This is a genomic window from Streptomyces sp. NPDC001002, assembly GCF_053599215.1.
This window is the reverse complement of record NZ_JBSFLV010000064.1, coordinates 25,634-52,060: the sequence shown is the minus strand read 5'-3', so window position 1 is coordinate 52,060 and position 26,427 is coordinate 25,634. Positions and strand designations below refer to the sequence as shown.

The following is a 26,427-nucleotide window of genomic DNA, read 5'->3' as shown; positions in this document are numbered from 1 at the left end:
GCCTCTTCGACGCCGTCACCGGGGAGAAGACCGCGAGGGATCGCGACCCCGCCCCCGAGGACAGGGCACCGGAGCTTTTTTGTGTTGAGGTAGGGTCAGGGGGCATCGTTGGAACGTTCCCACAGGAGGCCCCCGGGTGGAGGTCCAGGAGACCCGTGTCCAGACGGAACGGGTGCTCACCATCCCCAACATCCTCAGCATGGCGCGGCTCGCTGGTGTGCCGCTCTTCCTGTGGCTGATCCTGAGGCCCGAGTTCGGTGGTCCGAAGAGCGACGGCTGGGCCCTGCTGGTCCTGATGCTGAGCGGGATCAGCGACTATCTGGACGGCAAGCTGGCACGGCGTTGGAACCAGATCAGCAGCCTTGGCCGGCTGCTCGATCCCGCGGCCGACCGGCTCTACATTCTCTCGACTTTGGTCGGTCTCACCTGGCGCGAGATTCTGCCAATCTGGTTGACCGCTGCGCTGCTGGCGCGTGAGCTGGTTCTCCTGGTGATGGTGGGCGTCCTCAGGCGGCACGGCTATCCGCCGCCGCAGGTGAACTTCCTCGGGAAGGCGGCCACCTTCAACCTGATGTACGCCTTCCCGCTACTCCTGCTCAGTGACGGAAGTGGATGGATCTCGTCACTCGGTGCTATTTTCGGATGGGCGTTCGCAGGATGGGGTACAACGCTGTATTGGTGGGCAGGAGTCCTCTACGTGGTACAAGTCCGCCGTCTGATCCGTGCGGACACCATGGCCGACTGACCCCGCCGTTTGGTGCTGCTCGTCGCTCGATGGCCCCCGGCGGAAAAGTGCGGGACAATCTGACGGGTGAAGTCGGCTAGACCGTCGTCTCTTCGAGGAGGACGCTTCCGACATGAAGGCCGTCGTGATGGCCGGAGGTGAAGGCACACGCCTTCGCCCCATGACCTCAAGCATGCCCAAGCCACTCCTGCCAGTGGTCAACCGCCCGATCATGGAGCATGTGCTGAGGCTGCTCAAAAGGCACGGGCTGAACGAGACCGTCGTGACTGTCCAGTTCCTGGCGTCCCTGGTCAAGAACTACTTCGGTGACGGCGAAGAGCTCGGAATGGAGCTCTCCTACGCCAACGAGGAGAAGCCACTCGGTACCGCCGGGAGCGTCAAGAACGCGGAAGAAGCGTTGAAGGACGATGCCTTCGTCGTCATCTCCGGTGATGCCCTGACCGACTTCGACCTCACTGAGCTCATCAATTTCCACAAGGAAAAGGGTGCGCTCGTCACCGTGTGTCTGACCCGGGTGCCGAATCCACTGGAATTCGGAATCACGATCGTCGACGAAGAAGGCAAGGTCGAGCGCTTCCTGGAGAAGCCGACCTGGGGACAGGTCTTCTCCGACACCGTGAACACGGGCATCTACGTCATGGAGCCCGAAGTCTTCGACTATGTCGAACCCGATGTGTCCGTCGACTGGTCAGGCGATGTCTTCCCGCAGTTGATGAAGGAAGGCAAGCCGATCTACGGCTATATCGCCGAGGGCTACTGGGAAGACGTCGGCACGCACGAGAGCTATGTGAAGGCCCAGGCCGATGTCCTTGAGGGCAAGGTCGATGTGGAGATCGACGGCTTCGAGCTCTCCCCGGGTGTCTGGGTGGCTGAAGGCGCCGAGGTGCATCCCGATGCCGTTCTCCGCGGGCCGCTCTACATCGGCGACTACGCCAAGGTCGAGGCCGGCGCCGAAATCCGTGAGCACACCGTCGTCGGATCGAACGTCGTCGTGAAGTCCGGGGCCTTTCTGCACAAGGCCGTTGTGCACGACAACGTCTACGTCGGGCAGCACAGCAATCTGCGTGGCTGTGTCGTCGGGAAGAACACCGACATCATGCGGGCCGCGCGGATCGAGGACGGCGCGGTCATCGGTGACGAGTGCCTGATCGGTGAAGAATCGATCGTCCAGGGAAATGTCCGGGTCTACCCGTTCAAGACCATCGAGGCCGGCGCCTTCGTCAACACCTCTGTCATCTGGGAGTCCAGAGGACAGGCGCACCTCTTCGGGGCACGCGGGGTCTCCGGAATCCTGAACGTGGAGATTACGCCCGAACTCGCCGTGCGTCTCGCCGGCGCCTACGCGACGACCCTGAAGAAGGGCTCGACCGTCACGACCGCCCGCGATCACTCGCGTGGTGCTCGTGCGCTCAAGCGGGCGGTCATTTCCGCGCTGCAGGCCAGCGCCATCGACGTACGCGACCTGGAGAACGTACCGCTGCCCGTGGCTCGGCAGCAGACCGCTCGGGGTAGTGCCGGCGGGATCATGATCCGGACCACTCCCGGGGTGCCGGACTCCGTGGACATCATGTTCTTCGACGGGCGGGGAGCCGACCTGTCGCAGGGAAGTCAGCGGAAGCTGGACCGGGTGTTCGCGAGGCAGGAGTACCGGCGTGCCTTCCCCGGTGAGATCGGGGATCTGTACTTCCCGGGCAGTGTTTTCGACTCGTACACGGGTTCGTTGCTGCGGAATGTCGACACCACGGGGGTCGCCGATTCCGGGTTGAAGGTCGTGGTCGACGCGTCGAACGGTAGTGCCGGGCTTGTGCTGCCCAGCCTGCTCGGCAAGTTGGGTGTGGACTCGCTGACCATCAACCCGGGTCTGGACGAGTCCAGGCCTACCGAGACCGGGGATGTGCGACGGTCGGGGCTGGTGCGGCTCGGTGAGATCGTGGCGTCCTCGCGGGCCGCGTTCGGAGTGCGCTTCGACCCGGTCGGTGAACGGCTCTCGCTGGTCGACGAGAAGGGCCGGATCGTCGAGGACGACCGGGCGCTGCTCGTGATGCTCGACCTGGTGGCCGCGGAGCGGCGCAGCGGTCGGGTGGCGCTGCCGGTGACCACGACGAGGATCGCCGAGCAGGTGGCGGCGTACCACGGCACTCAGGTGGAGTGGACGACGACCTCGCCCGACGACCTGACCAGGGTGGGGCGTGACGAGACCACCATCTTCGGGGGCGACGGCAAGGGCGGCTTCATCGTCCCGGAGTTCAGCAGTGTCTTCGACGGTACGGCGGCTTTCGTACGGTTGATCGGGCTGGTGGCGCGGACGCAGCTCACGCTCAGCCAGATCGACGCGCGGATTCCGCGGGCGCATGTCCTGAAGCGGGATCTGGCGACTCCGTGGGCGGTCAAGGGACTTGTGATGCGCCGGGTCGTCGAGGCGGCCGGAGAGCGCTTCGTGGACACCACCGACGGTGTGCGTGTGGTGGAGACCGACGGGCGCTGGGTGATGGTCCTTCCGGACCCGGCCGAGGCGGTCACCCATCTGTGGGCCGAGGGACCGGACGACGCGTCCGCGCAGGCGCTGCTCGACGAGTGGTCGGCGGTCGTGGACAGCGCCGGTCGCTGAAAGCGGAAGCACGCGTGCGTGCCGGACAAGTGTCCCCAAGGGGGCCTGTCCGGCACGCCGGTGGGGCCATTCGGAGGTAGCGGCCACGACGTGCGACGATGTGCGGCATGCCGCAGCAGCCCCCCATTCGGAGGACACCCACGCGCCCTTCCCGGCCGGATGCGTCCATGTCGCTGCTCACCAACGTCATGGATCACAGCCTCGATGACGGCTATGCCGAGGCGGCCGACCGGAAGAAGGCCGCAGGGGCCGGCGGTATGCCCAAGACCCTTCGCGCGAGGCTGGGTCTCGCCGCCGGGCTGGTGCTCGCAGCGCTGGTCGTCACCGTGGGTGCGGCACAGGCGCGCGTGGCGGCTCCCGTCGTGGCCAAGGAGCGCGAGGAACTGATCGACCGTATCGACCGTGAGACCGACGCGGCCGACAAGCTGGAGGGCTCCGTCGACAAGCTGCGTGACGACGTGAGCGATCGACAGCGGGCGGCCCTCAAGAAGAGCGGCGGCGAGGACCAGTCGGAGCTCGTCGGCCTCCTGTCGGGCGCCGTCGCTGTCCATGGTCCTGGCGTGAAGCTCGTCGTGAACGACGCCAAGGAAGCCACCACCGGCGGTGACGGCAACCCGCGTGAGACCAACGGCTTTTCCGACACCGGTCGGGTGCGCGACCGGGACATGCAGCGTGTGATCAACGGGCTGTGGGAGTCCGGGGCCGAGGCCGTCTCCATCAACGGGCAGCGGCTGACGGCGCTTTCTGCGATCAGGGCCGCGGGTGACGCGATACTGGTCGACAACAAGCCACTTGTTCCGCCGTATACGGTGCTCGCCGTGGGGGACGGTAAGCGGTTGAGCACCAGGTTCCAGAACAGTGCCGACGGGCTGTATCTGCATGCGCTGCAGGAGAACTACGGCATCCGGACCGCCATCTCCACCGAGGACGACGTCCGGTTGCCCGCCGCACCGAGTGTGATCGTACGTACCGCACAGCCGAACACCGAGAAAAATGAGAAGGGCACATCGTGATCGCCGTACTGGGCCTCGTCGTGGGAGTCGTGGCCGGCCTCTTGGTCCGGCCCGAGGTTCCGGCGGTCGTCGAGCCTTATCTGCCGATCGCCGTCGTGGCGGCGCTGGACGCCGTCTTCGGCGGTCTGCGGGCCATGCTCGACGGCATCTTCGACGACAAGGTCTTCGTGGTGTCGTTCCTGTCCAACGTGGTCGTGGCCGCGCTGATCGTCTTCCTGGGCGACAAGTTGGGCGTGGGCGCCCAGCTGTCGACCGGTGTCGTCGTCGTCCTGGGGATCCGCATCTTCTCCAACGCCGCGGCGATCCGCCGGCACGTCTTCCGGGCGTGATGCCGATGAGCGAGAACGAAGAGACACCCGAGACGACCCCCGAGCACCGGTTGCGCAAGGAACTGCCCGAAGAGGTGCCCCCGACGGCCTCCGAGGCCGCAGCGGACTCCGCGGAGACTGCGGAGACGCCCTCCGAGCAGACGCCGGGGCTCACCGGGCGGCAGCGGCTGGCGAAGGGCGTCTGGCCGCCCCGCGTCACCCGGGCTCAACTCATCGTCGCCGTGCTGCTGTTCGGCCTCGGCTTCGGGCTGGCCGTGCAGGTCGCCTCGAACAGTGACAGCGACAGTGCCCTGCGCGGAGCACGTCAGGAAGATCTCGTTCGCATTCTCGATGAACTGGACGACCGTACACAGCGTCTTGAGGACGAGAAGCAGGGACTGGAGAAGCAGCGCGACGAGCTGGAGAACAGCTCCGACCAGGCCGAGGAGGCCCGCAAGCAGACCGTCGAGAAGGAGGGGCAACTCGGCATTCTGGCGGGCACGGTGGCCGCGCAGGGACCAGGCATCACGATGACCATCGACGACACGAAGGGAACGGTCGAGGCGGACATGCTGCTCGACGCGATCCAGGAGTTGCGCGCGGCCGGCGCGGAGGCGATCCAGGTGAACGGCGTACGAGTCGTCGCGGGCACCTACCTGTCGGACTCCGACAAGAGCGTGAGCGTCGACGGGAACAAGATCAACGCGCCCTATCGTTTCAAGGTCATCGGCAAGCCGGAGGACCTGGAGCCGGCGCTCAACATCCCTGGAGGCGTGGTGCAGACTCTTGAGAAGGAGCAGGCCACCGTTACCGTCGAGCGATCGACCAAGATCGTCGTGGACGCCTTGCGGGCGGCGAAGCAGCCTGACTACGCTCGGTCGTCCTCTCAGTGAACCGGCGGTGCATGGGGACCGTCTGGCAGGGGCATGAGGTTGCGGGGGGTCGGCGCACCGAATGGGTGGTGCGTGGTGGAAACTGTCTGGTGGATACGGACGTTGTGAGGATGTCCGGGTCGGCCGGTGTATGCAATCAGGGTTCGTCCTGCCCCACGGGCGGGTCTGTTTCGGTCAAGGGGAATCGCCCGTGAAGTTGTTTGCGAAGTTGTTCGGCAAGAGCGCGCGAGAGGGTAGCGACAATGCGAACGCGACCGCTCGTCATCGCGCACAGCCAGACGCGGAAGGGGAGCGTCCGCTGTTCCGGGACCAGGTGGGCGGTCAGGGCGGTGACGTTTCCGGAGGTCAGGGCGCGCCGTCTGTTGACCCTGCGCAGTCCGGCGGCATAGGTTTCGGGCAGCCGTCAACCTCAAGTACGGGTGGAGGGTTTTCCCCTATGTCGGCCCTGGTGTGTACGAGGTGCGGCAACCGCAACGCGGAGAACAGTCGCTTCTGTTCCAACTGCGGTGCGCCGTTGCGGGGCGGTGCCGAGCGGCCGTCCGAGACGACTTCGACGATCTCCATCTCCGGTCTTGAGGCGTACGACGCCGAGGTGACCGGACAGACGCAGATTCCGGCGCTCTCGCCCGAGGCGCAGGCCGCGGTGGACGCGCTGCCGCTGGGCTCCGCGCTCCTCGTGGTGCGCAGAGGGCCGAACTCGGGCAGCCGCTTCCTGCTGGACGGCGACCTGACCACGGCCGGGCGGCACCCGCAGAGCGACATCTTCCTGGACGACGTGACGGTCTCGCGCCGGCACGTGGAGTTCCGCCGCGCCGCGGACGGTTCGTTCACGGTGGCCGACGTGGGCAGCCTGAACGGCACGTACGTCAACCGCGAGCGGATCGACTCGGTCGCGCTCAACAACGGCGACGAGGTGCAGATCGGCAAGTACCGGCTGGTGTTCTACGCGAGCCAGCGAGGCTACTGACCCTCCCCGGAGAAGGTCCATGCTTCATACACCGAGCGGCGGGGCCGGACACGGCGCCGCCGCCGCGGACAGTGGACTGATGAGCATCGGCACGGTGCTGAACGTGCTGCGCGACGAGTTCCCCGAAGTCACCATCTCCAAGATCCGTTTCCTGGAGTCGGAGGGGCTCATCGAGCCGCAGCGGACCCCGTCGGGGTACCGCAAGTTCAGCCCTGGTGACGTCGAGCGCCTCGGTCACGTCCTGAGGATGCAGCGGGACCACTATCTGCCGCTCAAGGTCATCCGCGAGCACCTGGACGCCATGGAGCGCGGTGAGGCCGTACTGCTGCCCGCGGTGGGGCGTCAGCGGGACGGTGAGACCGTCCTGGAGGTCCCCGAGGGGCCCACGGCCGCGCGGATCGGCCGGGACGAGCTGCTGGCGGCGGCCGGTATCGGGGAGCAGGAGCTCGAGGAGTGGGAGTCGTACGGGCTCGTCGGGCCGTTGCCGGACGGGGCGTACGACGCGGAGGCGGCGACCGTGGCCGTGCTCGTGGTCGAGCTGGGCCGGTTCGGGATCGAGCCGCGCCACCTTCGGGTGATGAAGGCGGCCGCCGATCGTGAGGCCGGGCTCGTGGACCAGGTGGTCGCCCCGCTGAAGCGCCATCGCAATCCGCAGACCAGGGCCCACGCGGAGGCCCGTACGAAGGAGCTGGCGGCGCTCACCGTACGGCTGCACGCCGCGCTCGTGCAGACCGCGCTGGGCGTGCGCCTGCCCTGAGCCGGGCGCCCGCGCGGCGGCCGGATCATCCCCCCGTTCCCTGCCCGACTACCCAAACGTCCCGGGCACGTCCTAGGGTTGCTGTGTGAACGAGCTCGATGTCGTAGGTGTCCGGGTCGAAATGCCCTCCAACCAACCGATCGTGCTCCTGCGTGAAGTGGGAGGCGACCGTTACCTCCCCATCTGGATCGGGCCGGGCGAGGCGACGGCGATCGCCTTCGCCCAGCAGGGCATGGCCCCCGCACGACCGCTGACCCACGACCTGTTCAAGGACGTGCTGGAGGCCGTCGGCCAGGAGCTCACCGAAGTGCGCATCACTGATCTGCGTGAAGGCGTCTTCTACGCCGAACTGGTCTTCGCCAGCGGGGTCGAGGTGAGCGCGCGCCCGTCCGACGCCATAGCGCTGGCGCTGCGCACGGGCACGCCGATCTACGGCAGCGACGGGGTGCTCGACGACGCCGGCATCGCGATCCCGGACGAGCAGGAGGACGAGGTGGAGAAGTTCCGCGAGTTCCTCGACCAGATCTCACCCGAGGATTTCGGCACCAGCAGCCAGTGAGGCGCGGGGCGCGGACGAAATGCCGGCAATTGCCGGAGGCCACTGCGAGCGTCCTGGGCCTTGCTCCGGGCACATTCGGCTAGCCTTTCCCCGCGGTTGGGTGCGGGAAACCACTCCTAGGGTGATTATCACCCGGCGTGCCGAGTGTGGCGATCGTTGACGCACCCCTGGTGACTGCCTACCGTCGTGAAGGCAGGTCAAGGACGGAGGTCGGCGTGAGAAGCAGCGGCGACGGTACGGCTGGGGGTGCCCCGGGACACGGTCTCGGGGAGAGCGGTCCGTACCCTCCCCCAAGCTCTCAACTGCGTTCGAGTTGGGGGGATCCCCATCACAGCAGCGCGCCCGGTCACGTCCCGCAGCGGCCGGCGGCCGTGCCGAGCAGCGGAGGGGCGACGTCCATGGCGTCCGAGCAGATCGGCTACCGAGGTCCTACGGCCTGCGCGGCCGCCGGGATCACCTACCGCCAACTGGACTACTGGGCCCGCACCGGGCTCGTGGAGCCGAGCGTGCGGCCCGCTCACGGGTCGGGCACGCAGCGGCTGTACAGCTTCCGGGACGTCGTCGTCCTGAAGATCGTCAAGCGGTTCCTGGACACCGGCGTGTCCCTGCAGAACATCCGCACCGCGGTCCAGCATCTGCGCGCGTGCGGCTTCCGCGACCTGGAGCGCATGACGCTGATGAGCGACGGCGCCACGGTCTACGAGTGCACCTCGCCGGACGAGGTCCACGCGCTGCTCCAGGGCGGCCAGGGCATCTTCGGGATCGCCGTCGGAGTGGTGTGGCGGGACGTCGAGAGCGCCCTCTCGCAGCTGCACGGCGAGCGCATCGACACCGGCGAGACGCTGGTCGGCAACAATCCCGCGGACGAGCTGGCGCGGCGCCGGAACCGGGCCGTCTGAGCGGCTCGGGGCGGCACCCGGCGGTCGTACGGGTGCGTTGTCAGTGGCGTAGTGCAGCATCGGAGATGTGAGAAACGCGCCCACGATCCTGCATCTCGACATGGATGCCTTCTACGCCTCGGCGGAGCAGGCGTCCAAGCCGAGTCTGCGCGGGAAGGCCGTCGTGGTGGGCGGGCTCGGGCCGCGTGGGGTGGTGGCGACCGCCTCGTACGAGGCCCGGGTGTTCGGGGTCAGGTCGGCGATGCCGATGGCCCAGGCGCGGCGGCTCGCGCCGAACGCGGCGTATCTGGTGCCGCGCTTCGGGTTCTACCGGGCGATCAGTGAGCAGGTCATGGGGCTCCTGCACTCGTTGTCGCCGCTGGTGGAGCCGCTGAGCCTGGACGAGGCGTTCGTGGACCTGGAGACCGAGGGGGCGGCCTGGGACCGGGCGTCGGCGCGGCTGGTCGGGGAGAAGCTGCGTGCGGACATACGGGCGGTCACGGGGCTGACCGGGTCCGTCGGTCTGGCCGCGTCCAAGATGCTCGCCAAGATCGCCTCCGAGGAGGCCAAGCCGGACGGGCTGGTGCTCATCGAGCCGGGGACCGAGCGGGCGATGCTCGGGCCGATGCCGGTGCGGATCCTGCCGGGGGTGGGACCGGCGACGGGGGACCATCTGCGGCGGGCCGGGATCAGCACGGTCGACGATCTGGCCGAGGCGGGGGAGGACGAGCTGGTGCGGCTGTTGGGGAAGGCGCACGGGCACGGGCTCTACGCGATGGCGTTGGCGCGTGATGATCGGCCTGTCGTGGCTGAGCGGGAGACCAAGTCGGTGTCGGTCGAGGACACGTACGACGTGGACATTCATGACCGGGTGCGGGTGGGTCTTGAGGTGCAGCGGTTGGCGGATCGGTGTGTGCGGCGGTTGCGGGCGGCGGGGTTGTCGGGGCGGACCATCGTGTTGAAGGTGCGGCGGTACGACTTCTCGACGTTGACTCGGTCCGAGACCTTGCGGGGGCCCACTGATGATCCGGGGGTGGTGCGGGAGGCTGCCTTGCGGTTGTTGGAGGCCGTGGACACGACGGGTGGGGTGCGGTTGTTGGGGGTGGGGGTGAGTGGGCTTGCCGACTTCACGCAGGAGGATCTTTTTGCGCAGGCGGCCGAAGTGGAGGGTGGGGTGGGGGCGGAGTACTCGGATGTGGAGGTTGAGGTGGGGGAAGTAGAGGCGGGTGAGGAGCAGGTGGTTGTCGCCGCTGAGCGGAGGTGGCCTTCTGGGCATGATGTGCGGCATGCCGAGTTCGGGCATGGGTGGGTGCAGGGGAGTGGGCTGGGGCGGGTGACTGTGCGGTTTGAGACGCCGGGGTCTGAGCCGGGGCGGGTGCGGACGTTTCGTGTCGATGACGTTGAGTTGTCGCCGGCTGAGCCGTTGCCGTTGGTGGAGGGAAGCGGGGGTGGAGGGGCCGGGGTTTCTGTGGACGGGGTTCGGACGTGACCGTCGGTGGGGGTGAGCGGTGGGTCGCGCGGCCCGGCGCTTGCGGGGTGCCGCCTGCGCCCACCCGTGCCGCCCCAGCGGCACGACTGCCCGCAGGCTAGGCGGTTGGGGGGGCTGGGGCGGCGTGGGACTGCCCGCAGGCCAGGCGGGTTTCAGTGGCCGGTGGCCGGTGGCCTCAAGCGTCCGCTTCCTCCGTGCCTGCCAGCTTGCCGAAGTCTCTGTCTGGGAACGTTGGTGGGGGTGCTGTGTCGAGGCCGTAGTGGTGGTAGAGCTGGAGTTCTTGTTGGGGGGAGAGGTGGCGGCCCACGCCGAAGTCGGGGGCGTCTTTGATGAGGGCGCGTTCGAAGGGGACGTGGAGGGTGCCTTCGACCAGTTCGCTGGGTTCCAGGGGGACGAAGGCGTCGCGGGAGAAGAGGCCGGTGCGTATCGCGGCCCACTCCGGCACGCCGGTCGCGTCGTCGAGGTAGATCTCGTCGATCGTGCCGATCTTGGTGCCGTTGCGGTCGAACGCCTTGCGGCCGATCAGGTTGCGTGGATCGATGTCGGTCTGCACGGGGCCTCCACGTGGTCGCGACGCACTCGTAAACTCTACAAAAGAGCACATTGGTGATGGTGGCCACTCGAAGGCCCGTGCGGAGCGCTCGCTGGTAGGCTGGCAGCGGCTGCTGACCCCGTGCGGGAGAGTCCTCCAGACATCATCGGAGGCGCCGAAGGAGCAAATCCTCCCCGGAATCTCTCAGGCCCACGTACCGCACGGACGAGGTCACTCTGGAAAGCAGGGCGGGTGTCGAAGGCCTCCGCTCTCACCGACGGTGAAAGCCGGGCGCCCTCGGGATGTCCGGTGAAGCTCTCAGGTTGAGATGACAGAGGGGGAGGCCGTCGGGGTACCCGTGCCGTGGTGCCCCTCGAAGGTCGTCGTGACCGACCAGGAGGCCTCCGCAATGACCGCCCATCGCACTCCGCTCTCCGAGCTCGAAGCGGGAATCCCGTTCGAGCAGCGCCACATCGGGCCCGACCAGGAGGCGCGGGCCAAGATGCTCGCGCAGGTCGGCTACGGCTCGCTGGACGAGCTCACCGCCGCCGCGGTGCCCGATGTGATCAAGAACGCCGATGCCCTGGACCTGCCCGGTGCGCGCACCGAGGCCGAGGTGCTGGCCGAGCTGCGGTCGCTCGCCGATCGGAACCAGGTGCTCGACTCCATGGTCGGCCTCGGGTACTACGGGACCTTCACGCCGCCCGTCATCCTGCGCAACGTGATGGAGAACCCGGCCTGGTACACGGCCTACACGCCCTACCAGCCGGAGATCTCGCAGGGCCGCCTTGAGGCTCTGCTCAACTTCCAGACCATGGTCGCCGACCTGACCGGGCTGCCGACCTCCGGTGCCTCGCTGCTCGACGAGGGCACGGCCGCCGCCGAGGCCGTGGCGCTGTCCCGGCGGATGGGCAAGAACAAGAAGGGTCTGTTCCTGGTCGACGCGGACGCGTTGCCGCAGACCATCGCCGTGATCCAGACGCGGGCCGAGCCGGCCGGCGTGGAGGTCGTGGTCGCCGACCTCGCCGACGGCATCCCGGCCGAGGTCGTGGGGCGTGAGATCAACGGCGTTCTCGTCCAGTACCCCGGCGCCTCCGGTGTCGTACGGGACATCAAGCCGTTGATCGACCAGGCACACGAGCTCGGTGCGCTCGTCACCGTCGCCGCCGATCTGCTGGCGCTGACGCTGCTGAAGTCGCCCGGTGAGCTGGGTGCGGACATCGCCGTCGGTACGACGCAGCGGTTCGGTGTGCCGATGGGCTTCGGCGGGCCGCACGCGGGCTACATGGCCGTGCACGAGAAGTTCGCGCGGAGCCTGCCCGGGCGACTGGTGGGTGTGTCCGTGGACGCCGACGGGCACAAGGCCTACCGGCTCGCGCTGCAGACGCGTGAGCAGCACATCCGCCGGGAGAAGGCCACCAGCAACATCTGCACCGCGCAGGTGCTGCTCGCCGTCATGGCCGGTATGTACGCCGTCTACCACGGGCCCGAGGGCCTGCGGGTGATCGCGCGGCGCACGCACCGGTACGCCACGATCCTGGCCGAGGGGCTCAGGGCCGGTGGGGTCGAGGTCGTGCACGGTACCTACTTCGACACACTCACCGTGCGCGTGGAGGGGCGGGCCGCCGAGGTCGTCGCCGCCGCGCGGGACAACGGGGTCAACCTGTACCTGGTCGACGCCGATCACGTGTCGATCGCCTGTGACGAGACGACCGCGCGGGCCCAATTGCGTGCCGTGTGGGCCGCGTTCGGGGTCGCGGGGGACGTGGACGCGCTGGACGCGGTCGCCGGGGAGACGATTCCGCAGGCGTTGTTGCGGAGCGACGAGTTCCTGGTCCACCCCGTCTTCCAGCAGCACCGTTCCGAGACGGCCATGTTGCGCTACCTGCGCAAGCTGGCCGACCGTGACTACGCGCTCGACCGCGGCATGATCCCGCTGGGCTCCTGCACGATGAAGCTCAACGCGACCACGGAGATGGAGCCGGTCACCTGGCCCGAGTTCGGGCAGTTGCACCCCTTCGCGCCCGCCGAGCAGGCGCAGGGGTATCTGACGCTCATCCGTGAGCTGGAGGAGCGGCTCGCCGAGGTCACCGGGTACGACAAGGTGTCGCTGCAGCCCAACGCCGGGTCACAGGGGGAGCTGGCCGGGCTGCTCGCCGTACGCGGGTATCACCGGGCCAACGGGGACGAGCAGCGGACCGTGTGTCTGATTCCGTCGTCCGCGCACGGGACCAATGCCGCGAGCGCCGTGATGGCGGGCATGAAGGTCGTCGTCGTGAAGACCGCCGAGGACGGCGAGATCGACGTCGAGGATCTGCGGGCGAAGATCGAGCAGTACCGGGACGAGCTGTCGGTGCTGATGATCACGTACCCGTCGACGCACGGTGTGTTCGAGGAGCATGTCGCGGACATCTGCGCGCAGGTCCACGAGGCCGGCGGGCAGGTGTACGTCGATGGCGCCAACCTCAACGCCCTTGTGGGGCTTGCCAAGCCGGGGCACTTCGGCGGGGACGTCTCGCACCTGAATCTGCACAAGACGTTCTGCATCCCGCACGGTGGCGGCGGTCCGGGTGTCGGGCCGGTCGGTGTGCGCGAGCACCTGGCGCCGTATCTGCCGAACCACCCGCTGCAGCCCGCAGCTGGGCCGGAGACGGGTGTGGGGCCGATCTCGGCCGCGCCCTGGGGGTCGGCCGGCATTCTGCCGATCTCGTGGGCCTACGTCCGGCTCATGGGCGGCGAGGGGCTGAAGCGGGCCACGCAGGTGGCGGTGCTCAGCGCCAACTACATCGCCAAGCGTCTTGAGCCGCACTTCCCGGTGCTCTACACCGGGCCTGGCGGGCTGGTCGCGCACGAGTGCATCATCGATCTGCGGCCGCTGACCAAGGCGACCGGGGTGAGCGTCGACGATGTCGCCAAGCGGCTGATCGACTACGGGTTCCACGCGCCGACGATGTCCTTCCCGGTGGCCGGCACGTTGATGATCGAGCCGACCGAGTCCGAGGATCTGATCGAACTGGATCGGTTCTGCGAGGCGATGATCGCCATTCGTGCGGAGATCGAGAAGGTGGGCGCGGGGGAATGGCCCGCGGACGACAACCCGCTGCGGAACGCTCCGCATACGGCGCGTGTGTTGGGCGGTGCGTGGGAGCACGCGTACACGCGCGAGGAGGCCGTGTTCCCGGGCGGGGTCTCGGTGGCCGACAAGTACTGGCCGCCGGTGCGGCGGATCGACCAGGCGTTCGGGGACCGGAACCTGGTGTGTTCTTGCCCGCCGCTGGATGCGTACGAGGACTGACAGCGCTGGATCGGCTGCAATGGCTGAGACAGGTTGAAGAGAAGGGCTCCTGCCGGGTGCATGCCGGCGGGAGCCCTTTTCGCGTCAGGTCGTCGACAGGGAGACTTCCGTCGACTTGATCAACGCGACCGCGGGGTCGCCGGTCTTGAGGGCGAGGTCGTCCACCGCTTCGCGGGTGATCGCGGCGGTCAGGGCGCCGCCCTCGACGTCGATTTTGACCGAGGCCATCGCCTCTCCCGTGGTGATCTCGGTAATCGTGCCGGGGAGTTGGTTGCGGATCGAGAGGCCCGCGACCGGGCCCGTGGAGAGGGAGACCTCGGTCGACTTCACCAGGGCGCGGACGAGGGTGCCCGGGGCGAGGGCGAGGTCGGTGACGGCTTCGCGGGTGATCGCGGCGGTGAGGTTCTGGCCGCCGGTGAGGCGGATGCCTACGGTCGCCATCACCTCGCCGGGGGTGACGGTGGTGACGGTGCCGGGGAGCTGGTTGCGGATGCTGAGGGTCATGGCCATCACCGTAGGCCTTGTGGGGCCCTGTGAGGCTTTATGCCGGGTACGCGTGCGTCTGCGTCGCCTTGACCGTCGCCCAGACCGAGGCGCCGGGGTGGAGGTCGAGTTCGGCCGCGGCGACCGTGGTGAGGTCGGCGGCGAGGGGGAGTTCGCCGGTGAGATCGGCGCGGATCTGGTCGCCGTGGGTTTCCAGGCCGGCGACCTCGCAGTGCCAGAGATTGCGGGCGCTGGTGGAGGTGGGGCGGGTGCGGTGGAGGGTGACGGCGCTGGGTGGGAACGCGACGAAGGCCTCGCCGGTGAGGTGTTCCGCGGTGGTGATCTCGGTACCGGAACCTGTGTCGAGGGTGACTGTGTGGCCGTCGGCCTGGCCCTTGTAGAGGTTGAGGCCTACGAGTTGGGCGATGTAGTCCGTGCGGGGGTGGCGGGCGATGTCTGTGGGGGTGCCTTCCTGGACCACTCGGCCGTCCTCGATGACCACGAGGCGGTCGGCCAGGACCATGGCGTCCAGGGGGTCGTGGGTGACGAGCACTGCTACTGCCTCGAACTCGGCCAGGTGGTGGCGGAGTTGGGTGCGGATGTCAAGGCGGGTGCGGGCGTCCAGGGCGGCGAGGGGTTCGTCGAGGAGGAGTAGGCGAGGGTTGGTGGCGAGGGCCCTTGCGAGGGCTACGCGTTGGGCCTGGCCGCCGGAGAGGTGGCGGGGTTTCGTGGTGGTGTGGGTCTTCAGGCCCATGCGGGTCAGCCAAGTTGTTGCTTGGGCTCTTGCTTCTTTTTTTGTGGCGCCGTGGCAGCGGGGGCCGAAGGCGACGTTGTCCAAGGCGGTGAGGTGGGGGAAGAGGAGGTAGTCCTGGAATACGACGCCTACGGGGCGGGATTCGGGGGGTGTGCGGTGTAGGGGGGTGCCGTCGAGGTGGAGGTGGCCGGAGGTGAGGTTGGTCAGGCCGGCGAGGGTTCGTAGGGCTGTGGTTTTGCCTGCGCCGTTTGGGCCTAGGAGGGCTACGACGTCGCCTGGGGCGGCCTTGAGGGTGATGTCTAGGTGGAAGGTTTTTAGGTCGACGATCAGGTGGGCGTCCAGGCCGGTGGTCGGGTGCGGGTGTGTGGGTAGTGCCCGGCCTTCGGCCGGGAAAGAGTTCCCACCCGCACCACCCGTGCTGGATTCGTTGTTGGGTGCGGGTGGCCCCTGTGGGGGGTTCGCGCCGTCGGCGGCTGCGGGCGGAGTGTTCGTCATCAGGCAGTCATCCAGCGGGTGTTCGTCGAGGCGCCGCCTGTCCAACAGATGCCTGCCTCCATCGCGGTGCCGTTGATCCAGTCGACGCCAGCCGCTGGCGAGGCGTCTTCGCTTCGAGCCACGTCGGGCCAACACGCCTTCCGCTCGCGGTACTTCAACGCGGTCACGCCGGGCTCACCCACCGTTCCCGTAGTGCCGCCAGGACGGTGATCGAGACGGCCAGGAGGACCAGGCTCAGGGCGATGGCTGCTTCTGGGTTGTTCTGGAGGGCCAAGTAGACCGCCAGGGGCATGGTTTGGGTGCGGCCGGGGAAGTTGCCGGCGAATGTGATCGTCGCTCCGAATTCGCCCAACGCTCGGGCCCAGGCCAGGACCGCGCCTGCCGCGATGCCTGGGGCGATCAAAGGGAGGGTCACTCGGCGGAATGCCGTGAAGCGGGAGGCGCCCAAGGTCGTGGCCGCCTCCTCGTAGCGCGGGTCCGCCGCGCGCAGGGTGCCTTCGACGCTGATGACCAGGAACGGCATCGCCACGAAGGTCTCCGCGACGATGACGCCCGTCGTGGTGAAGGGGAGCGTGATGCCGAACCAGGAGTCCAGCCACTGGCCGACGATGCCGTTGCGGCCGAGGGCGAGGAGCAGGGCTACGCCGCCCACCACGGGGGGCAGGACCAGGGGGAGGGTCACCAGGGCCCGTACCAAGCCTCGGCCCGGGAAGTCCGTGCGGGCCAGTAGCCAGGCCAGGGGGACTCCGATCACCAGGCTTGCCGCCGTCGCCGCTGTGGCGCAGAGGAGGGAGAGGCGGAGTGCCTGCCATACCTCCGTGCTCGTGAGTTGGTCCGGGAGGGTGCTCCACGGGGCTCGGACCAGCAGGGCGATCAGCGGGAGGAGGAGGAAGGCCAGGCCCAGGAGGGCGGGGAGCAGGAGGGGGAGTGGGACGCCTCGGCCCACTGCTCCCTTGCGGACACGCCTTCGCCGCGGGGCGGACTCCAAGGTCTCGGCCGCGGCGTCGGACGTGTCGCTCGGGGTCACGGCTTGAGGAATCCGGCCTCGGTCAGCACCTTCTGGCCCTCGGCGGACTGCACCAGGGCGATGAACGCCTTGGCCGCCGTCGCGTTGGGCGCGTCCTTGAGGAGGGTGATCGGGTAGTCGTTGATGGCGTCGGCCGACTCGGGGAAGTCCACGCCCTCCACCTTGTCACCCGCCGCCTTCACATCCGTCTTGTAGACGACCGCCGCGTCGGCCTCCTTCAGGACCACCTTGTTGAGGGCGGACTTGACGTCCTCCTCGTAGGAGACCGGGGTGAGCTTCAACTTGCTGGCGTCCAGGGCCTTTTGAGCGGCGGCGCCGCACGGCACCGTCTTGTCGCACAGGACGACCTTGAGGCCCGACTTGGTGAGGTCCTTGAGGGACGCGACCTTGTCGGGGTTGCCCGGCAGGGTGGCGATCTCCAGCTGGTTGCGGACGAAGGTGGCGGGCGTGCCGACCCCGTCGCCCTTGTCCGTCACGATCGCCATCGTCTTGGGGCTGGCCGAGGCGAACACGTCGGCCGGCGCACCGCCCGTGATGCTCGCGGCCAGCGAGTCGCTGCCGCCGAAACTGAACGTGACCTTGGTGCCCGGGTGCTGCTTCTCGAACTCCTTGCCCAGCGTCGAGAAGCTCTCCTGGAGCGAGGCGGCCGCGAACACGGTGACCGTGCCGGACAGCTTCGGCGACGAGGACGCCGACGCCGACGAATCCGACTTGGTGGAGTCCGAGTCCGAATCGGAGGAGCACGCGCTCAGGGCCAGCAGCGCGGCGGCTCCCGCACCTGCCACTTGCAGGGTCCGGCGGGTCCTGCGCGCGGAACGGGTCATCACGGGTCCACTCCCTCTGTCTTCTCGTGGAGGAACCCGTCGGGCGCCTCCCGTGCGCCGATCATACTGGCGCATTTGCGAGGCGTAAGTCTCCTGTCGCATCGCATGAGCTGGAGCGATGCCGGTGTGGGGTGGCATGTGCGTTCGTACGGGAGTGATGTGCCGGGTGGGTGGGATTCGGCCGCACGGGAGTGGTGTGTCGGGTGAGGTGGGATTCGGTCGCACGAGAGTGGTGTGCCGGGCGAGGTGAGTTGGTCAGGTGCGGTCGATGTGGACATTTGTCGACTTGACCCTGGCCGTGGCCTCCATGCCCACCTCCAGGCCGAGGTCCTCGACAGCCTCGCGGGTCAGTAGCGAGACGAGCCGGTGCGGGCCCGCCTGGATCTCGACCTGGGCCGCCACGTCCCCGAGCTTGATCGCGGTGACGATCCCGGGGAAGGCGTTGCGTACGGAGGTGTGGGACGGGGCCTCCTCCTCGCCGTCCGCCTTGGCGAGTTCGACCGAGAACGCCGCCAGGTCGCGCCCCTCGATGAGCCGGCGTCCGCTGTCGTCGCGGTGGGTGGTCACCCGGCCGGCGTCGGCCCAGCGGCGCGCGGTGTCGGGGCTCACGCCGAGCAGCCGCGCTGCCTGGCCGATTGTGTAGGACTGCATGCGGATCACGATAGGGCCGTGAACGCGCTTTGGCGGACGTGGGGTTGAGCGTCGGGTGTATCGCGATATAGCGTTAGTGGGGTGACTGTGATCGGAGCGGGTGAGGGTATGGCGGACGAGCTGCGGGCCTCGCACATGGACCGGGACCGGGTTGTGGACGTGCTGCGCGTCGCCGCCGGTGACGGTCGGCTGACCTCGGAGGAGCTCGACGAGCGCGTGGAGGCCGCCCTGACCGCCCGCACGCTGGGCGAGCTCGCCGTCCTGACGCTGGACCTGCCGGCGGAGGCCCGGGCGGTCGTGGCCGAGGTGAAGGACGTCGTACGCATCGAGCAGCAGGGCGGATCCGTCCGGCGCGGGGACCGGTGGCTGGTTCCCCGGGTGCTGGAGATCGAGTCGGCCTGGGGCGATGTGACGCTCGACTTCACCCAGGCCGTGATCACGCACGAGACCTTGCGCATCGACCTCGACATGCGGGGCGGCACGCTGCGGCTGGTGACTCGGCCGGGGGTTGTGGTGGACACCGACTCCCTGGCGACCGAGTTCGCCAAGATCAAGGTGCGTACGGCGGGGGACGCGGAGACTCCGGTCGAACTCCGGGTCGAGGTCGGCGGGCGCCAGAGCTATGGCCGGGTGGTGGTACGGCCGCGGCGGCGGGGGTTCGCCGGGTAGGGCCCGCTCGTCGGGCCTGCGTGGTGCGGGTCGGCCGGGGTGCACCCGTGGTCGGCGGTCATTGTTTAGGTCAGCCCCCGCGCACCCGCGATCCGGCGGTCGCGGTTCGGGTCGGCCCATGTGCACCCGCGGTCGGCGGCGATTGTTCAGCTCAACCCCTGCGCACCCGAGTCGGCCCATCTGCGCCCGCGTCAGCCCCCGCGCACCCGCATCAGCCCGTGTGCACCCGCGGCCGCCGGTCCCGGTTCGGTTCCGCCTCGCGGAGGACCTCTCGGGTGACCGGGGCGACCTCGCCCTGGCCGAAGAGGAAGAAGCGGAGGAAGTTGGCGAAGGGGCTGCCCTCGGTCCACTCGAAGTAGATGTGCGGGGTGCAGCCGGTCTCGTCGCGGACGTGCAGGAGCAGGGCGGCCAGGGCGTTGGAGACCGAGGACGACTCCAGGGTCAGCACCCGGTAGCGGTTGTGCAGGACCTCGCCCCGGACCGTCAGACCCGACTCGAACTCGGACGGGTCCGTCACCGTGACCTCGACGAAGACGAAGTCCTCCTGCTCCGGCATGTCGTTGTCGTTGCGGATCTGCTCGATCTTGTCGCGGTACTCGGCCTTGTCGCGCTGGTCGGGTTCGTTGGCGATGAAGCGGATCTTGCGGCTGGCCATGTCCCGGATGAATCGTTCCGCCATCACGTCCAGCTCGACATGGGTGACGCGCAGCTCGAAGGCGCGGGCCAGCCGGGACAGCAGTGAGACCAGGATGATGCCGGCGATGAAGCAGGCACCGATCTTGACGCCGTCGGGGCGCTCGATGACGTTCACGACGGTGACGTAGAGCATGACCGCCGAGACGGCCGCGAAGGCGATGGTCCAGTTGCGCTGGCCGGCGCGGCGGGCGGCGATGGTCACGGCGATCGCCGCCGAGGACATCAGGACCAGGACGCCGGTGGCGTAGGCACCGCCCTGGGCGTCGACGCTCGCGTCGAAGATCCAGGTGACGAGGAAGGCGACCAGGGTGAAGACGATGACCATGGGGCGCACGGCGCGGGCCCAGTGCGGTGCCATGCCGTAGCGGGGCAGATAGCGCGGCATCAGGTTGAGCAGGCCCGCCATCGCGGAGGCGCCGGCGAACCAGAGGATGGCGATGGTCGAGACGTCGTAGACCGTGCCGAAGGCGTTGCCCAGGTACTCGTGGGCCAGGAAGGCGAGGGCGCGGCCGTTGGCCTGGCCGCCGGCCTCGAACTCCTTCTCCGGGATCAGCACCGTGGTGATGAAGCTGGTCGCGATCAGGAAGACGCTCATGATCAGGGCGGCGGCCGTGAGGAGCTTCTTCGTGTCGCGGATGCGGCCCTTGGGGTTCTCCTCGGTGTCCTCCGGGTCGCCCTGGACGTGCGGCATGACCGCGACGCCGGTCTCGAAGCCGGAGAGGCCGAGGGCGAGCTTGGGGAAGACCACCAGGGACACGCCGATCATGGCGAAGACGTTGCCGTGCTCGGCGGTCAGGGCGCTGGACCAGTCGGTGACCACGTGACCTGCGGTGGCGACGTGCCAGATGCCGACGATCACCACGACGACGTTCAGCCCGAGATAGATCACGACCAGTGCGACCGCGACGCCGATCGCCTCCAGGAAGCCCTTGAGGAACACCGCGCCGAGCAGGGCGACCAGGACGAGCGTGATCAGCATCCGGTGGTCGTGCAGCGCGTCGGTGAGGTGCGGGTTCTCCACCAGGTGGGTCGAGGCGTCCGCTGCCGAGAGCGTGATGGTGATCAGGAAGTCGGTCGCCGCGAAGCCCAGCAGCGTCAGGACGAACAGCTTGCCCTTCCAGAAGGACAGCAGCCGCTCCAGCATCGCGATCGAGCCCTCGCCGTGCGGGCTCTCCTCGGCCACGCGCCGGTAGACGGGCAGGGCGCCGGCGAGCGTGACGACGACCAGCACGATGGTCGCCACCGGCGAGAGCAGCCCGGCGGCCAGGGCGGCGATGCCGGGCTGGTAGCCGAGCGTGGAGAAGTAGTCGACGCCGGTCAGGCACATCACGCGGTACCAGCGCTGGCCCTTGTGGGCGGGCTGCGCCTCGGCGGCCGGGCGCGCGCGGCCGGCCTTCCCCATGTCGGACAGTCCCTCCAGCATCCACTCGCGCAGGCGACTGGGAGGGTGCTCGGTGGTGGCCATGGGTGTGCTCCCGATGCGTCGCGGCGTGTGGGTTCTGGCCATCACGCGGACGGCCGAACCAGCGTAAGCGGAGAGTGACGTCAGGGCCCGGGCAGGACGGCGACGGAGGCGTCAAGCTTCCGTTAAGACTGGCTGGGTCGCGGGCCGGTCCGGCTGCGCTGCGGGCCGCGCCGTCTGAGCTGGCGAAACATTCGCCCTTGCGCACGAATATTACGGAGCCAGGCCGCAGATCGAGTGTGCCGGAGGATTCGCCGTGTTCAAAGGGTTGCCACCCTTTGGGGGCTGTCTCTAGGGTGCGGCAACAACGCATCTTTCTGAATCTTCTTCGAAACTTTCGGTCACACCGGACGGTCGTGGACACGCCGTCCCGTACCCCCAAGGAGCGCATGATGGGCGACCGGGCACTGTCCCGCCGCGGCTTCCTCGCGGCCTCCGCCGCGGCCGGTCTGGGCGTGACGGCACTGAGCGGATGCGGCGGGGACTCGGACGGAGGGTCGTCCTCGGGGACGACCACCGTCGAGTGGTGGAACATCTCCACCACCCAGCCGACCAAGAGCGTCTGGGCCGCCCTGGCCAAGAAGTTCGAGGCGCAGAACCCCAAGGTGAAGCTGAAGATCGTCCAGCTGGAGAACGACGCCTACAAGTCGAAGATGACGGCTCTCACCGCCTCGGGGAAGCTCCCGGACGTCTTCCACACCTGGGGCGGCGGCGTCCTCAAGCAGCAGATCGACGCCGGGCTCGTCGAGGACCTCACCGACCGGACCAAGCCGTGGGCCGACGGACTGCTGCCGGTGGCGAAGCAGCCGTATCTGATCGACGACAAGGTGTACGGGATCCCGTTCGACATCGGCATGATCGGGTTCTGGTACAACAAGGCGCTGTTCAAGCAGGCCGGTATCGGTGAACCCCCCACCACCTGGGGCGGCTTCCTCGACGTCGTGAACAAGCTGAAGGCCAAGAACATCACCCCCCTCGCCCTCGCGGGCAAGGAGACGTGGACCGGCATGTACTACTGGGCCTACCTCGCCATGCGCACCGCCGGCATCGACGCCCTGCAAAAGGCCGACGAGGACAAGGACTTCACCGCAGCCGGGTTCGTCGAGGCCGGGCAGCACTTCAAGGACCTCATCCAACTCCAGCCGTTCCAGAAGGGGTTCCTCGGGGCCGCGTACTCCACACCGACCGGGCAGGCCGCGACTGTCGGTAACGGCAAGGCGGCCATGGAACTCATGGGCCAGTGGGCCCCGGTGGTCGAGGCGGATGCCGGCAAGGGGCTCGGCGCGAACCTCGGCTTCTTCCCGTTCCCCGCGGTCGAGGGCGGAAAGGGCGTCATCACCGAGGTGTTCGGCGGGGGCGGCGGACACGCTCTGCGCAGGGGCGCCCCGCAGGCGGCCGTCGACTTCCTGAAGTTCTTCGCCTCCGAGACGACCGACCTCGAACTCGTCAAGAAGACCGGTGTGCTGCCCGTGGTGCCTGCCGCCGCGAGCGCCCTCTCCGACCCCAACACCAAGGCCGTACAAGCCCAGTTGACGGGCGCCACCGGCTTCCAGCTCTACCTCGACCAGGCCTACGCCCCCGCCGTCGGCCAGGAGGTCAACGACAGCGTCGGCGCGCTCATCGCCGGCTCCAAGTCCCCCGAGCAGGTCGCGCAGTCGATCACCAAGGTCGCGAAGGAAGAGCAGTAGCCGCCGATGATCCCCACTCTTCTCCTGGAAAGCCGGACCTCTCCCCTCCTCCCGGACCGCCCATGACCTCAACTTTCCTTCCGGACAAGCGGAACGGTCCCGAACTCGCCGTCCTGCCTCCGCCTCCGACCAAGGCCTCGGCCCGGGGGCGGGCCCGGCGGCGCACGCTGAACTGGCTCACCGCGGTCGGCTTCCAACTGCCCGCGCTGGTCCTGTTCGTGGGCCTCGTACTGCTGCCGATGCTGTTCGCGCTGTACGCGGCCTTCTTCCGCTGGGGCGGCTTCGGGATGCCCTCCGACTACACCGGCGCGGACAACTTCACCCGGCTCTTCCAGGACCCGGTGTTCCTCGGCGACCTGTGGCGCTGCCTGGTCCTGGTGCTGCTGTCGCTCGCGCTCCAACTGCCGTTCGCGCTCGCCATGGCGGTCCTGCTCAACCAGCGGCTGCGCGGACGGGCCGTGTACCGGATGCTGTTCTTCGCGCCGTACGTCCTGTCCGAGGCCATCACCGGCGTGCTGTTCAGCATGGTCTTCGCACCGGACGCCGGGCTCGCCGACCATGTCCTCGGCGGGATCGGTCTGGACGGTCTGGGCGGGGAGTGGTTCGCCGATCCCTCGTACGTCATGGCGACGCTGTTCCTCGTCATGACGTGGAAGTACTTCGGCTTCCACATGATGCTCTATCTCGCCGGACTCCAGTCCATCCCGGCCGAGTTGACGGAAGCCGCGCTGATCGACGGGGCCAACGCGTGGCAGCGGTTCCGCAACGTCACCCTGCCGCTGCTCGCGCCCACCCTGCGCATCAGCGTCTTCCTGTCCGTCATCGGGTCGATCCAACTCTTCGACCTGGTCTGGGTGGTGACCCAGGGCGGCCCCGACCACCACTCCGAGACGATGGCCGTGACCATGTTCCAGTACGGCTTCAAGCGCTACCAGGTCGGCTACGCCAGCGCGATCAGCGTGGTCATGTTCGGCATCTGTCTCGTCTTCGCCCTCGCCTACCAGCGGTTCGTGCTCCGCCGCGACCTCGAAGGGGCGACCACCACGATGAGGGGAGACGGCAAGTGACCCGCAAAGCAGGCGCCGTACGGACCCTGCCGCTGCACGTGATCCTCCTCGCCGTCGGCGCGGTGATGGTCGTACCCCTGGTGTACGCGGCCCTGTCCGGCTTCAAGTCCACCGACGAGCTCTCCCGCAACCCCTTCGGACTGCCCGAGCACTGGCTGACCGGCAACTACACCGACATCCTCGGCTCGGGCGACTTCTGGCGTCTGGTCGGCAACAGCACGCTGATCGCGGTGGGTACGACCGTGCTGGTGGTCGCCGTGTCGGCGCTCGCCGCGTTCTCCTTCGCCCGATTCGCCTTCCGCGGGCGGGAGGTGCTGTTCACCGTGTTCACGATGGGGCTGATGTTCCCCTTCGCGGTGGCGGTGCTGCCGCTGTTCCTGCTGCTGCGCTCGCTCGGTCTGCTCGACAACCCGCTCGGTGTGATCCTCCCGCAGGCCGCCTTCGCGCTGCCGATGACGATCATCATCCTGCGCGGCTTCTTCCGGCAGATCCCGGGCGAGTTGGAGGAGGCGGCCACGCTCGACGGGTGCAGCGCCTTCGGGTTCTTCTGGCGGATCCTGCTGCCCATGGCGCGGCCCGCGCTCGGCACGGTCTCCGTGCTGGCCGTGGTCACCAGCTGGAACAACTTCTTCCTGCCGCTGCTGGTGTTCACCGACGCCAAGTGGTGGACCCTGCCGATCGGCGTCCAGCAGTTCCAGGGCCAGTACTCGGCGGAGTACGCCCGCGTCTTCGCCTACCTGGTCCTCGCGATGGTCCCCGCCCTCGCCTTCTACTCGGTCGCCGAGCGCCAGCTCGTCGGCGGCCTCACCGCCGGCGCCACCAAGGGCTGACCGCGGTCGTACGGCTCACCCACACACCCGCACGTGAGGAGTCGCACCATGCGCAAGAACAGGCTCAGACTCGTCGGCGTCCTCGCCGCCGCCCTGGTCGCCACCGGGATCGGCACCGGCTCACCGGCCCAGGCGAGCCACAAACAGCCGACCCTCGCCGACCTGGCCCAGCGCCACGGCCGCTACTTCGGCAGCGCCACCGACAACCCCGAACTCACCGACACCGCCTACAAGGCCCTGCTCGGCAGCGAGTTCGACATGATCACCCCTGGCAACGGCATGAAGTGGTACGCCACCGAACCGCAGCAGGGCGTCTTCGACTGGACCAACGGCGACGAGATCGTCGACCTCGCCCGCGCCAACCACCAGCGGGTCCGCGCCCACACGCTGGTCTGGCACAGCCAGTTGCCGAACTGGCTCACCGGCCGCGAGTGGAGCGCCGACGAGCTGCGGGCCGTACTGAAGAAGCACATCCAGACGGAGGTACGGCACTACCGCGGCAAGGTCTACTCATGGGACGTCGTCAACGAGGCGTTCAACGAGGACGGCACCTACCGCGAGACCCTCTGGTACAAGACGCTCGGCCCCGGCTACATCGCGGACGCGCTGCGCTGGGCCCACCAGGCCGACCCGCACGCCAAGTTGTACCTCAACGACTACAACATCGAGGCGGTCGGCCCGAAGAGCGATGCCTACTACGCCCTGGCCAAGGAGCTGAAGGCCCAGCGCGTCCCGCTCGACGGCATCGGCCTCCAGGCCCATCTCGCCCTGCAGTACGGCTATCCCACGACCCTGGAGGACAACCTCCGGCGCTTCTCCCGGCTCGGCCTGGACACCGCGCTCACCGAGGTCGACGTACGGATGATCCTGCCGGCGACCGACGAGAAGCTGGCCCAACAGGCCGACTGGTACCGGGATCTCACCGAGGCGTGCCTCGCGGTGCGCCGGTGTGTGGGCATCACGGTGTGGGACTACACCGACAAGTACTCGTGGATCCCGGCCTTCTTCCCGGGTGAGGGCGCCGCGCTGCCGTGGGACGAGCAACTCCTGCCCAAGCCCGCGTACTTCGCGATCAGGGACGCGTTGAAGTAGCGCGACGGGGTGACGGTGGTGCGGTGCTGGACCGCACCACCAGCTCCGTGCCCAGCTCCACGCGGGGCGAGTCCGGCTGTTCGCCGCGGGCCAGGCGCAGGACCGTGTGGACGGCCAACTTGCCCATGTCGGCGAGCGGTTGGCGGACCGTGGTGAGCGGGGGAGCGGACCAGAGGACTTCCGGGAGGTCGTCGTGGAAGTCGCCGGGGACGACGAGCGTGTCGTCGGGCTCGATGCGGCGCCCTGCAGCGCCGCGCGGTAGCCGTCGAGGCGGGCGCGGGAGCAGAGCAGCCGGGGCGGGCCCGCGATCAGGCCGATCCTGCGGTGGCCGAGCGAGAGCAGGTGTTCGGTGGCCGCCATGCCACCGGACCAGTTGGCGGCGCCGACCGCGGGCACGTCGAGGGCCGGGGAGCCCGCCGGGTCGACGACCACCAGTGGGACGCCGAGGGTGCGCAACTCCTCGTGCACCAGTCGAAGACCAGGTCCAGCAGGGCGGCACGGGTGCCGGAGGCGGTGGCGCGTCTGCGGTGGCCGTGTCTGAGGAGCAGGTCCTCGACGCGGGCGCGGGTCGTGGGCGACACGTCGGAACGGCCGTTGACGACCTCGTGTGCTGTCCATTCGCCCACCCTCGCCGACGGTTCTCGA

The 26,427-nt window shown here is 68.6% G+C and carries 23 protein-coding genes, 1 pseudogene and 1 riboswitch; of the genes and pseudogenes, 16 read left to right on the top strand and 8 right to left on the bottom strand.

All coding sequences use genetic code 11. The features are described from left to right. Positions 1–136 precede the first annotated feature (136 nt). The 10 genes from ACWDR3_RS27040 to ACWDR3_RS26995 all read left to right on the top strand — a co-directional run bounded on the left by ACWDR3_RS27040 (position 137) and on the right by ACWDR3_RS26995 (position 10,217). Positions 137–745 carry a CDP-alcohol phosphatidyltransferase family protein gene (locus tag ACWDR3_RS27040; RefSeq protein WP_450355168.1) on the top strand — a complete coding sequence of 203 codons (609 nt, stop codon included), beginning with the start codon at positions 137–139 and terminating at the stop codon, positions 743–745. 112 nt (positions 746–857) lie between these two features. Beyond that, on the top strand, positions 858–3,353 hold the full coding sequence (locus tag ACWDR3_RS27035) for a sugar phosphate nucleotidyltransferase (RefSeq protein WP_450355167.1): 2,496 nt from the start codon (positions 858–860) through the stop codon (positions 3,351–3,353). Between the two features lie 98 nt (positions 3,354–3,451). Further along, a complete protein-coding gene (locus tag ACWDR3_RS27030) occupies positions 3,452–4,366 on the top strand; it encodes a DUF881 domain-containing protein (protein ID WP_450355166.1) in 915 nt (304 codons plus the stop codon). Further along, complete coding sequence (locus tag ACWDR3_RS27025) at positions 4,363–4,695, top strand: small basic family protein (RefSeq protein ID WP_003988855.1); 333 nt, start codon at positions 4,363–4,365, stop codon at positions 4,693–4,695. Before ACWDR3_RS27030 ends, ACWDR3_RS27025 begins: the two co-directional genes overlap by 4 nt. Positions 4,696–4,700: 5 nt before the next feature. After that, positions 4,701–5,567, top strand: coding sequence for a DUF881 domain-containing protein (locus tag ACWDR3_RS27020; RefSeq protein WP_450355165.1), 867 nt, complete (start codon positions 4,701–4,703; stop codon positions 5,565–5,567). 61 nt (positions 5,568–5,628) lie between these two features. Next, the gene (locus tag ACWDR3_RS27015) at positions 5,629–6,534 is read left to right on the top strand and encodes an FHA domain-containing protein (RefSeq protein ID WP_450355164.1); all 906 of its coding nucleotides are present in this window, start codon (positions 5,629–5,631) and stop codon (positions 6,532–6,534) included. A gap of 19 nt (positions 6,535–6,553) precedes the next feature. Continuing rightward, positions 6,554–7,291, top strand: a complete 738-nt coding sequence (gene ftsR / locus ACWDR3_RS27010; RefSeq protein ID WP_450355163.1) for a transcriptional regulator FtsR — start codon at positions 6,554–6,556, stop codon at positions 7,289–7,291. An 85-nt stretch (positions 7,292–7,376) separates the two neighbouring features. Further along, complete coding sequence (locus ACWDR3_RS27005) at positions 7,377–7,850, top strand: bifunctional nuclease family protein (protein ID WP_004002801.1); 474 nt, start codon at positions 7,377–7,379, stop codon at positions 7,848–7,850. Between the two features lie 215 nt (positions 7,851–8,065). After that, positions 8,066–8,749, top strand: coding sequence for a MerR family transcriptional regulator (locus ACWDR3_RS27000; protein ID WP_450355162.1), 684 nt, complete (start codon positions 8,066–8,068; stop codon positions 8,747–8,749). A gap of 67 nt (positions 8,750–8,816) precedes the next feature. Next, positions 8,817–10,217 carry a DNA polymerase IV gene (locus tag ACWDR3_RS26995; protein WP_450355161.1) on the top strand — a complete coding sequence of 467 codons (1,401 nt, stop codon included), beginning with the start codon at positions 8,817–8,819 and terminating at the stop codon, positions 10,215–10,217. 175 nt (positions 10,218–10,392) lie between these two features. On the opposite strand, the gene ACWDR3_RS26990 is transcribed toward ACWDR3_RS26995, so the two are convergent. Then, positions 10,393–10,770 (bottom strand): PRC-barrel domain-containing protein, encoded by a 378-nt coding sequence (locus ACWDR3_RS26990; RefSeq protein WP_450355160.1) that lies wholly within the window; start codon positions 10,768–10,770, stop codon positions 10,393–10,395. Between the two features lie 113 nt (positions 10,771–10,883). Continuing rightward, positions 10,884–10,979, top strand: a riboswitch (glycine riboswitch). Between the two features lie 179 nt (positions 10,980–11,158). On the opposite strand from ACWDR3_RS26990, the gene gcvP reads away from it, so the two are divergent. Continuing rightward, complete coding sequence (gcvP, locus tag ACWDR3_RS26985) at positions 11,159–14,044, top strand: aminomethyl-transferring glycine dehydrogenase (protein WP_450355159.1); 2,886 nt, start codon at positions 11,159–11,161, stop codon at positions 14,042–14,044. A gap of 84 nt (positions 14,045–14,128) precedes the next feature. Here gcvP and ACWDR3_RS26980 read toward each other — a convergent pair whose 3' ends face one another. The 5 genes from ACWDR3_RS26980 to ACWDR3_RS26960 all read right to left on the bottom strand — a co-directional run bounded on the left by ACWDR3_RS26980 (position 14,129) and on the right by ACWDR3_RS26960 (position 18,278). Beyond that, a complete protein-coding gene (locus ACWDR3_RS26980; RefSeq protein ID WP_450355158.1) occupies positions 14,129–14,548 on the bottom strand; it encodes a TOBE domain-containing protein in 420 nt (139 codons plus the stop codon). Positions 14,549–14,585: 37 nt separating this feature from the next. Then, complete coding sequence (locus tag ACWDR3_RS26975) at positions 14,586–15,776, bottom strand: ABC transporter ATP-binding protein (RefSeq protein ID WP_450355157.1); 1,191 nt, start codon at positions 15,774–15,776, stop codon at positions 14,586–14,588. A gap of 163 nt (positions 15,777–15,939) precedes the next feature. Then, a complete protein-coding gene (locus ACWDR3_RS26970; protein WP_450355156.1) occupies positions 15,940–16,803 on the bottom strand; it encodes an ABC transporter permease in 864 nt (287 codons plus the stop codon). Beyond that, complete coding sequence (gene modA, locus ACWDR3_RS26965) at positions 16,800–17,627, bottom strand: molybdate ABC transporter substrate-binding protein (RefSeq protein ID WP_450355155.1); 828 nt, start codon at positions 17,625–17,627, stop codon at positions 16,800–16,802. Before modA ends, ACWDR3_RS26970 begins: the two co-directional genes overlap by 4 nt. 255 nt (positions 17,628–17,882) lie before the next feature. Beyond that, positions 17,883–18,278, bottom strand: coding sequence for a TOBE domain-containing protein (locus tag ACWDR3_RS26960; RefSeq protein ID WP_124000491.1), 396 nt, complete (start codon positions 18,276–18,278; stop codon positions 17,883–17,885). A gap of 108 nt (positions 18,279–18,386) precedes the next feature. On the opposite strand from ACWDR3_RS26960, the gene ACWDR3_RS26955 reads away from it, so the two are divergent. Continuing rightward, complete coding sequence (locus tag ACWDR3_RS26955; protein ID WP_450355171.1) at positions 18,387–18,947, top strand: DUF1707 SHOCT-like domain-containing protein; 561 nt, start codon at positions 18,387–18,389, stop codon at positions 18,945–18,947. A gap of 211 nt (positions 18,948–19,158) precedes the next feature. Here ACWDR3_RS26955 and ACWDR3_RS26950 read toward each other — a convergent pair whose 3' ends face one another. After that, positions 19,159–21,108, bottom strand: a complete 1,950-nt coding sequence (locus ACWDR3_RS26950) for an APC family permease (protein WP_450355154.1) — start codon at positions 21,106–21,108, stop codon at positions 19,159–19,161. Positions 21,109–21,497: 389 nt separating this feature from the next. Here ACWDR3_RS26950 and ACWDR3_RS26945 point away from each other — a divergent pair, with 389 nt between their 5' ends. The 4 genes from ACWDR3_RS26945 to ACWDR3_RS26930 all read left to right on the top strand — a co-directional run bounded on the left by ACWDR3_RS26945 (position 21,498) and on the right by ACWDR3_RS26930 (position 25,782). After that, on the top strand, positions 21,498–22,793 hold the full coding sequence (locus ACWDR3_RS26945) for an extracellular solute-binding protein (RefSeq protein WP_450355153.1): 1,296 nt from the start codon (positions 21,498–21,500) through the stop codon (positions 22,791–22,793). Between the two features lie 62 nt (positions 22,794–22,855). Further along, positions 22,856–23,860 (top strand): carbohydrate ABC transporter permease, encoded by a 1,005-nt coding sequence (locus ACWDR3_RS26940; protein WP_450355152.1) that lies wholly within the window; start codon positions 22,856–22,858, stop codon positions 23,858–23,860. 65 nt (positions 23,861–23,925) lie between these two features. Then, the gene (locus tag ACWDR3_RS26935; protein ID WP_450355170.1) at positions 23,926–24,690 is read left to right on the top strand and encodes a carbohydrate ABC transporter permease; all 765 of its coding nucleotides are present in this window, start codon (positions 23,926–23,928) and stop codon (positions 24,688–24,690) included. A gap of 48 nt (positions 24,691–24,738) precedes the next feature. After that, entirely contained in the window at positions 24,739–25,782 is a 1,044-nt protein-coding gene (locus ACWDR3_RS26930; protein ID WP_450355151.1) for an endo-1,4-beta-xylanase, read from the top strand. On the opposite strand, the pseudogene ACWDR3_RS26925 reads toward ACWDR3_RS26930, so the two are convergent. Further along, a pseudogene (locus ACWDR3_RS26925) lies at positions 25,763–26,396 on the bottom strand (substrate-binding domain-containing protein); the annotation flags it as partial. The gene ACWDR3_RS26930 and the pseudogene ACWDR3_RS26925 overlap by 20 nt on opposite strands. Between the last annotated feature and the right edge of the window lie 31 nt (positions 26,397–26,427).

Bases quoted from the DNA above. Each gene is read 5' to 3' on its own strand.
- ACWDR3_RS27030 (WP_450355166.1), top strand. From the start codon at position 3,452: ATGTGCGGCATGCCGCAGCAGCCCCCCATTCGGAGGACACCCACGCGC.
- ftsR (WP_450355163.1), top strand. From the start codon at position 6,554: ATGCTTCATACACCGAGCGGCGGGGCCGGACACGGCGCCGCCGCCGCG.
- gcvP (WP_450355159.1), top strand. From the start codon at position 11,159: ATGACCGCCCATCGCACTCCGCTCTCCGAGCTCGAAGCGGGAATCCCG.
- ACWDR3_RS26960 (WP_124000491.1), bottom strand. From the start codon at position 18,278: ATGCAGTCCTACACAATCGGCCAGGCAGCGCGGCTGCTCGGCGTGAGC.
- ACWDR3_RS26945 (WP_450355153.1), top strand. From the start codon at position 21,498: ATGGGCGACCGGGCACTGTCCCGCCGCGGCTTCCTCGCGGCCTCCGCC.
- ACWDR3_RS27015 (WP_450355164.1), top strand. From the start codon at position 5,629: ATGGGTGGTGCGTGGTGGAAACTGTCTGGTGGATACGGACGTTGTGAG.
- ACWDR3_RS26980 (WP_450355158.1), bottom strand. From the start codon at position 14,548: ATGACCCTCAGCATCCGCAACCAGCTCCCCGGCACCGTCACCACCGTC.
- ACWDR3_RS26975 (WP_450355157.1), bottom strand. From the start codon at position 15,776: ATGACGAACACTCCGCCCGCAGCCGCCGACGGCGCGAACCCCCCACAG.
- modA (WP_450355155.1), bottom strand. From the start codon at position 17,627: ATGACCCGTTCCGCGCGCAGGACCCGCCGGACCCTGCAAGTGGCAGGT.
- ACWDR3_RS26950 (WP_450355154.1), bottom strand. From the start codon at position 21,108: ATGGCCACCACCGAGCACCCTCCCAGTCGCCTGCGCGAGTGGATGCTG.
- ACWDR3_RS27020 (WP_450355165.1), top strand. From the start codon at position 4,701: ATGAGCGAGAACGAAGAGACACCCGAGACGACCCCCGAGCACCGGTTG.
- ACWDR3_RS27035 (WP_450355167.1), top strand. From the start codon at position 858: ATGAAGGCCGTCGTGATGGCCGGAGGTGAAGGCACACGCCTTCGCCCC.
- ACWDR3_RS26955 (WP_450355171.1), top strand. From the start codon at position 18,387: ATGGCGGACGAGCTGCGGGCCTCGCACATGGACCGGGACCGGGTTGTG.
- ACWDR3_RS26940 (WP_450355152.1), top strand. From the start codon at position 22,856: ATGACCTCAACTTTCCTTCCGGACAAGCGGAACGGTCCCGAACTCGCC.
- ACWDR3_RS26935 (WP_450355170.1), top strand. From the start codon at position 23,926: ATGGTCGTACCCCTGGTGTACGCGGCCCTGTCCGGCTTCAAGTCCACC.
- ACWDR3_RS26930 (WP_450355151.1), top strand. From the start codon at position 24,739: ATGCGCAAGAACAGGCTCAGACTCGTCGGCGTCCTCGCCGCCGCCCTG.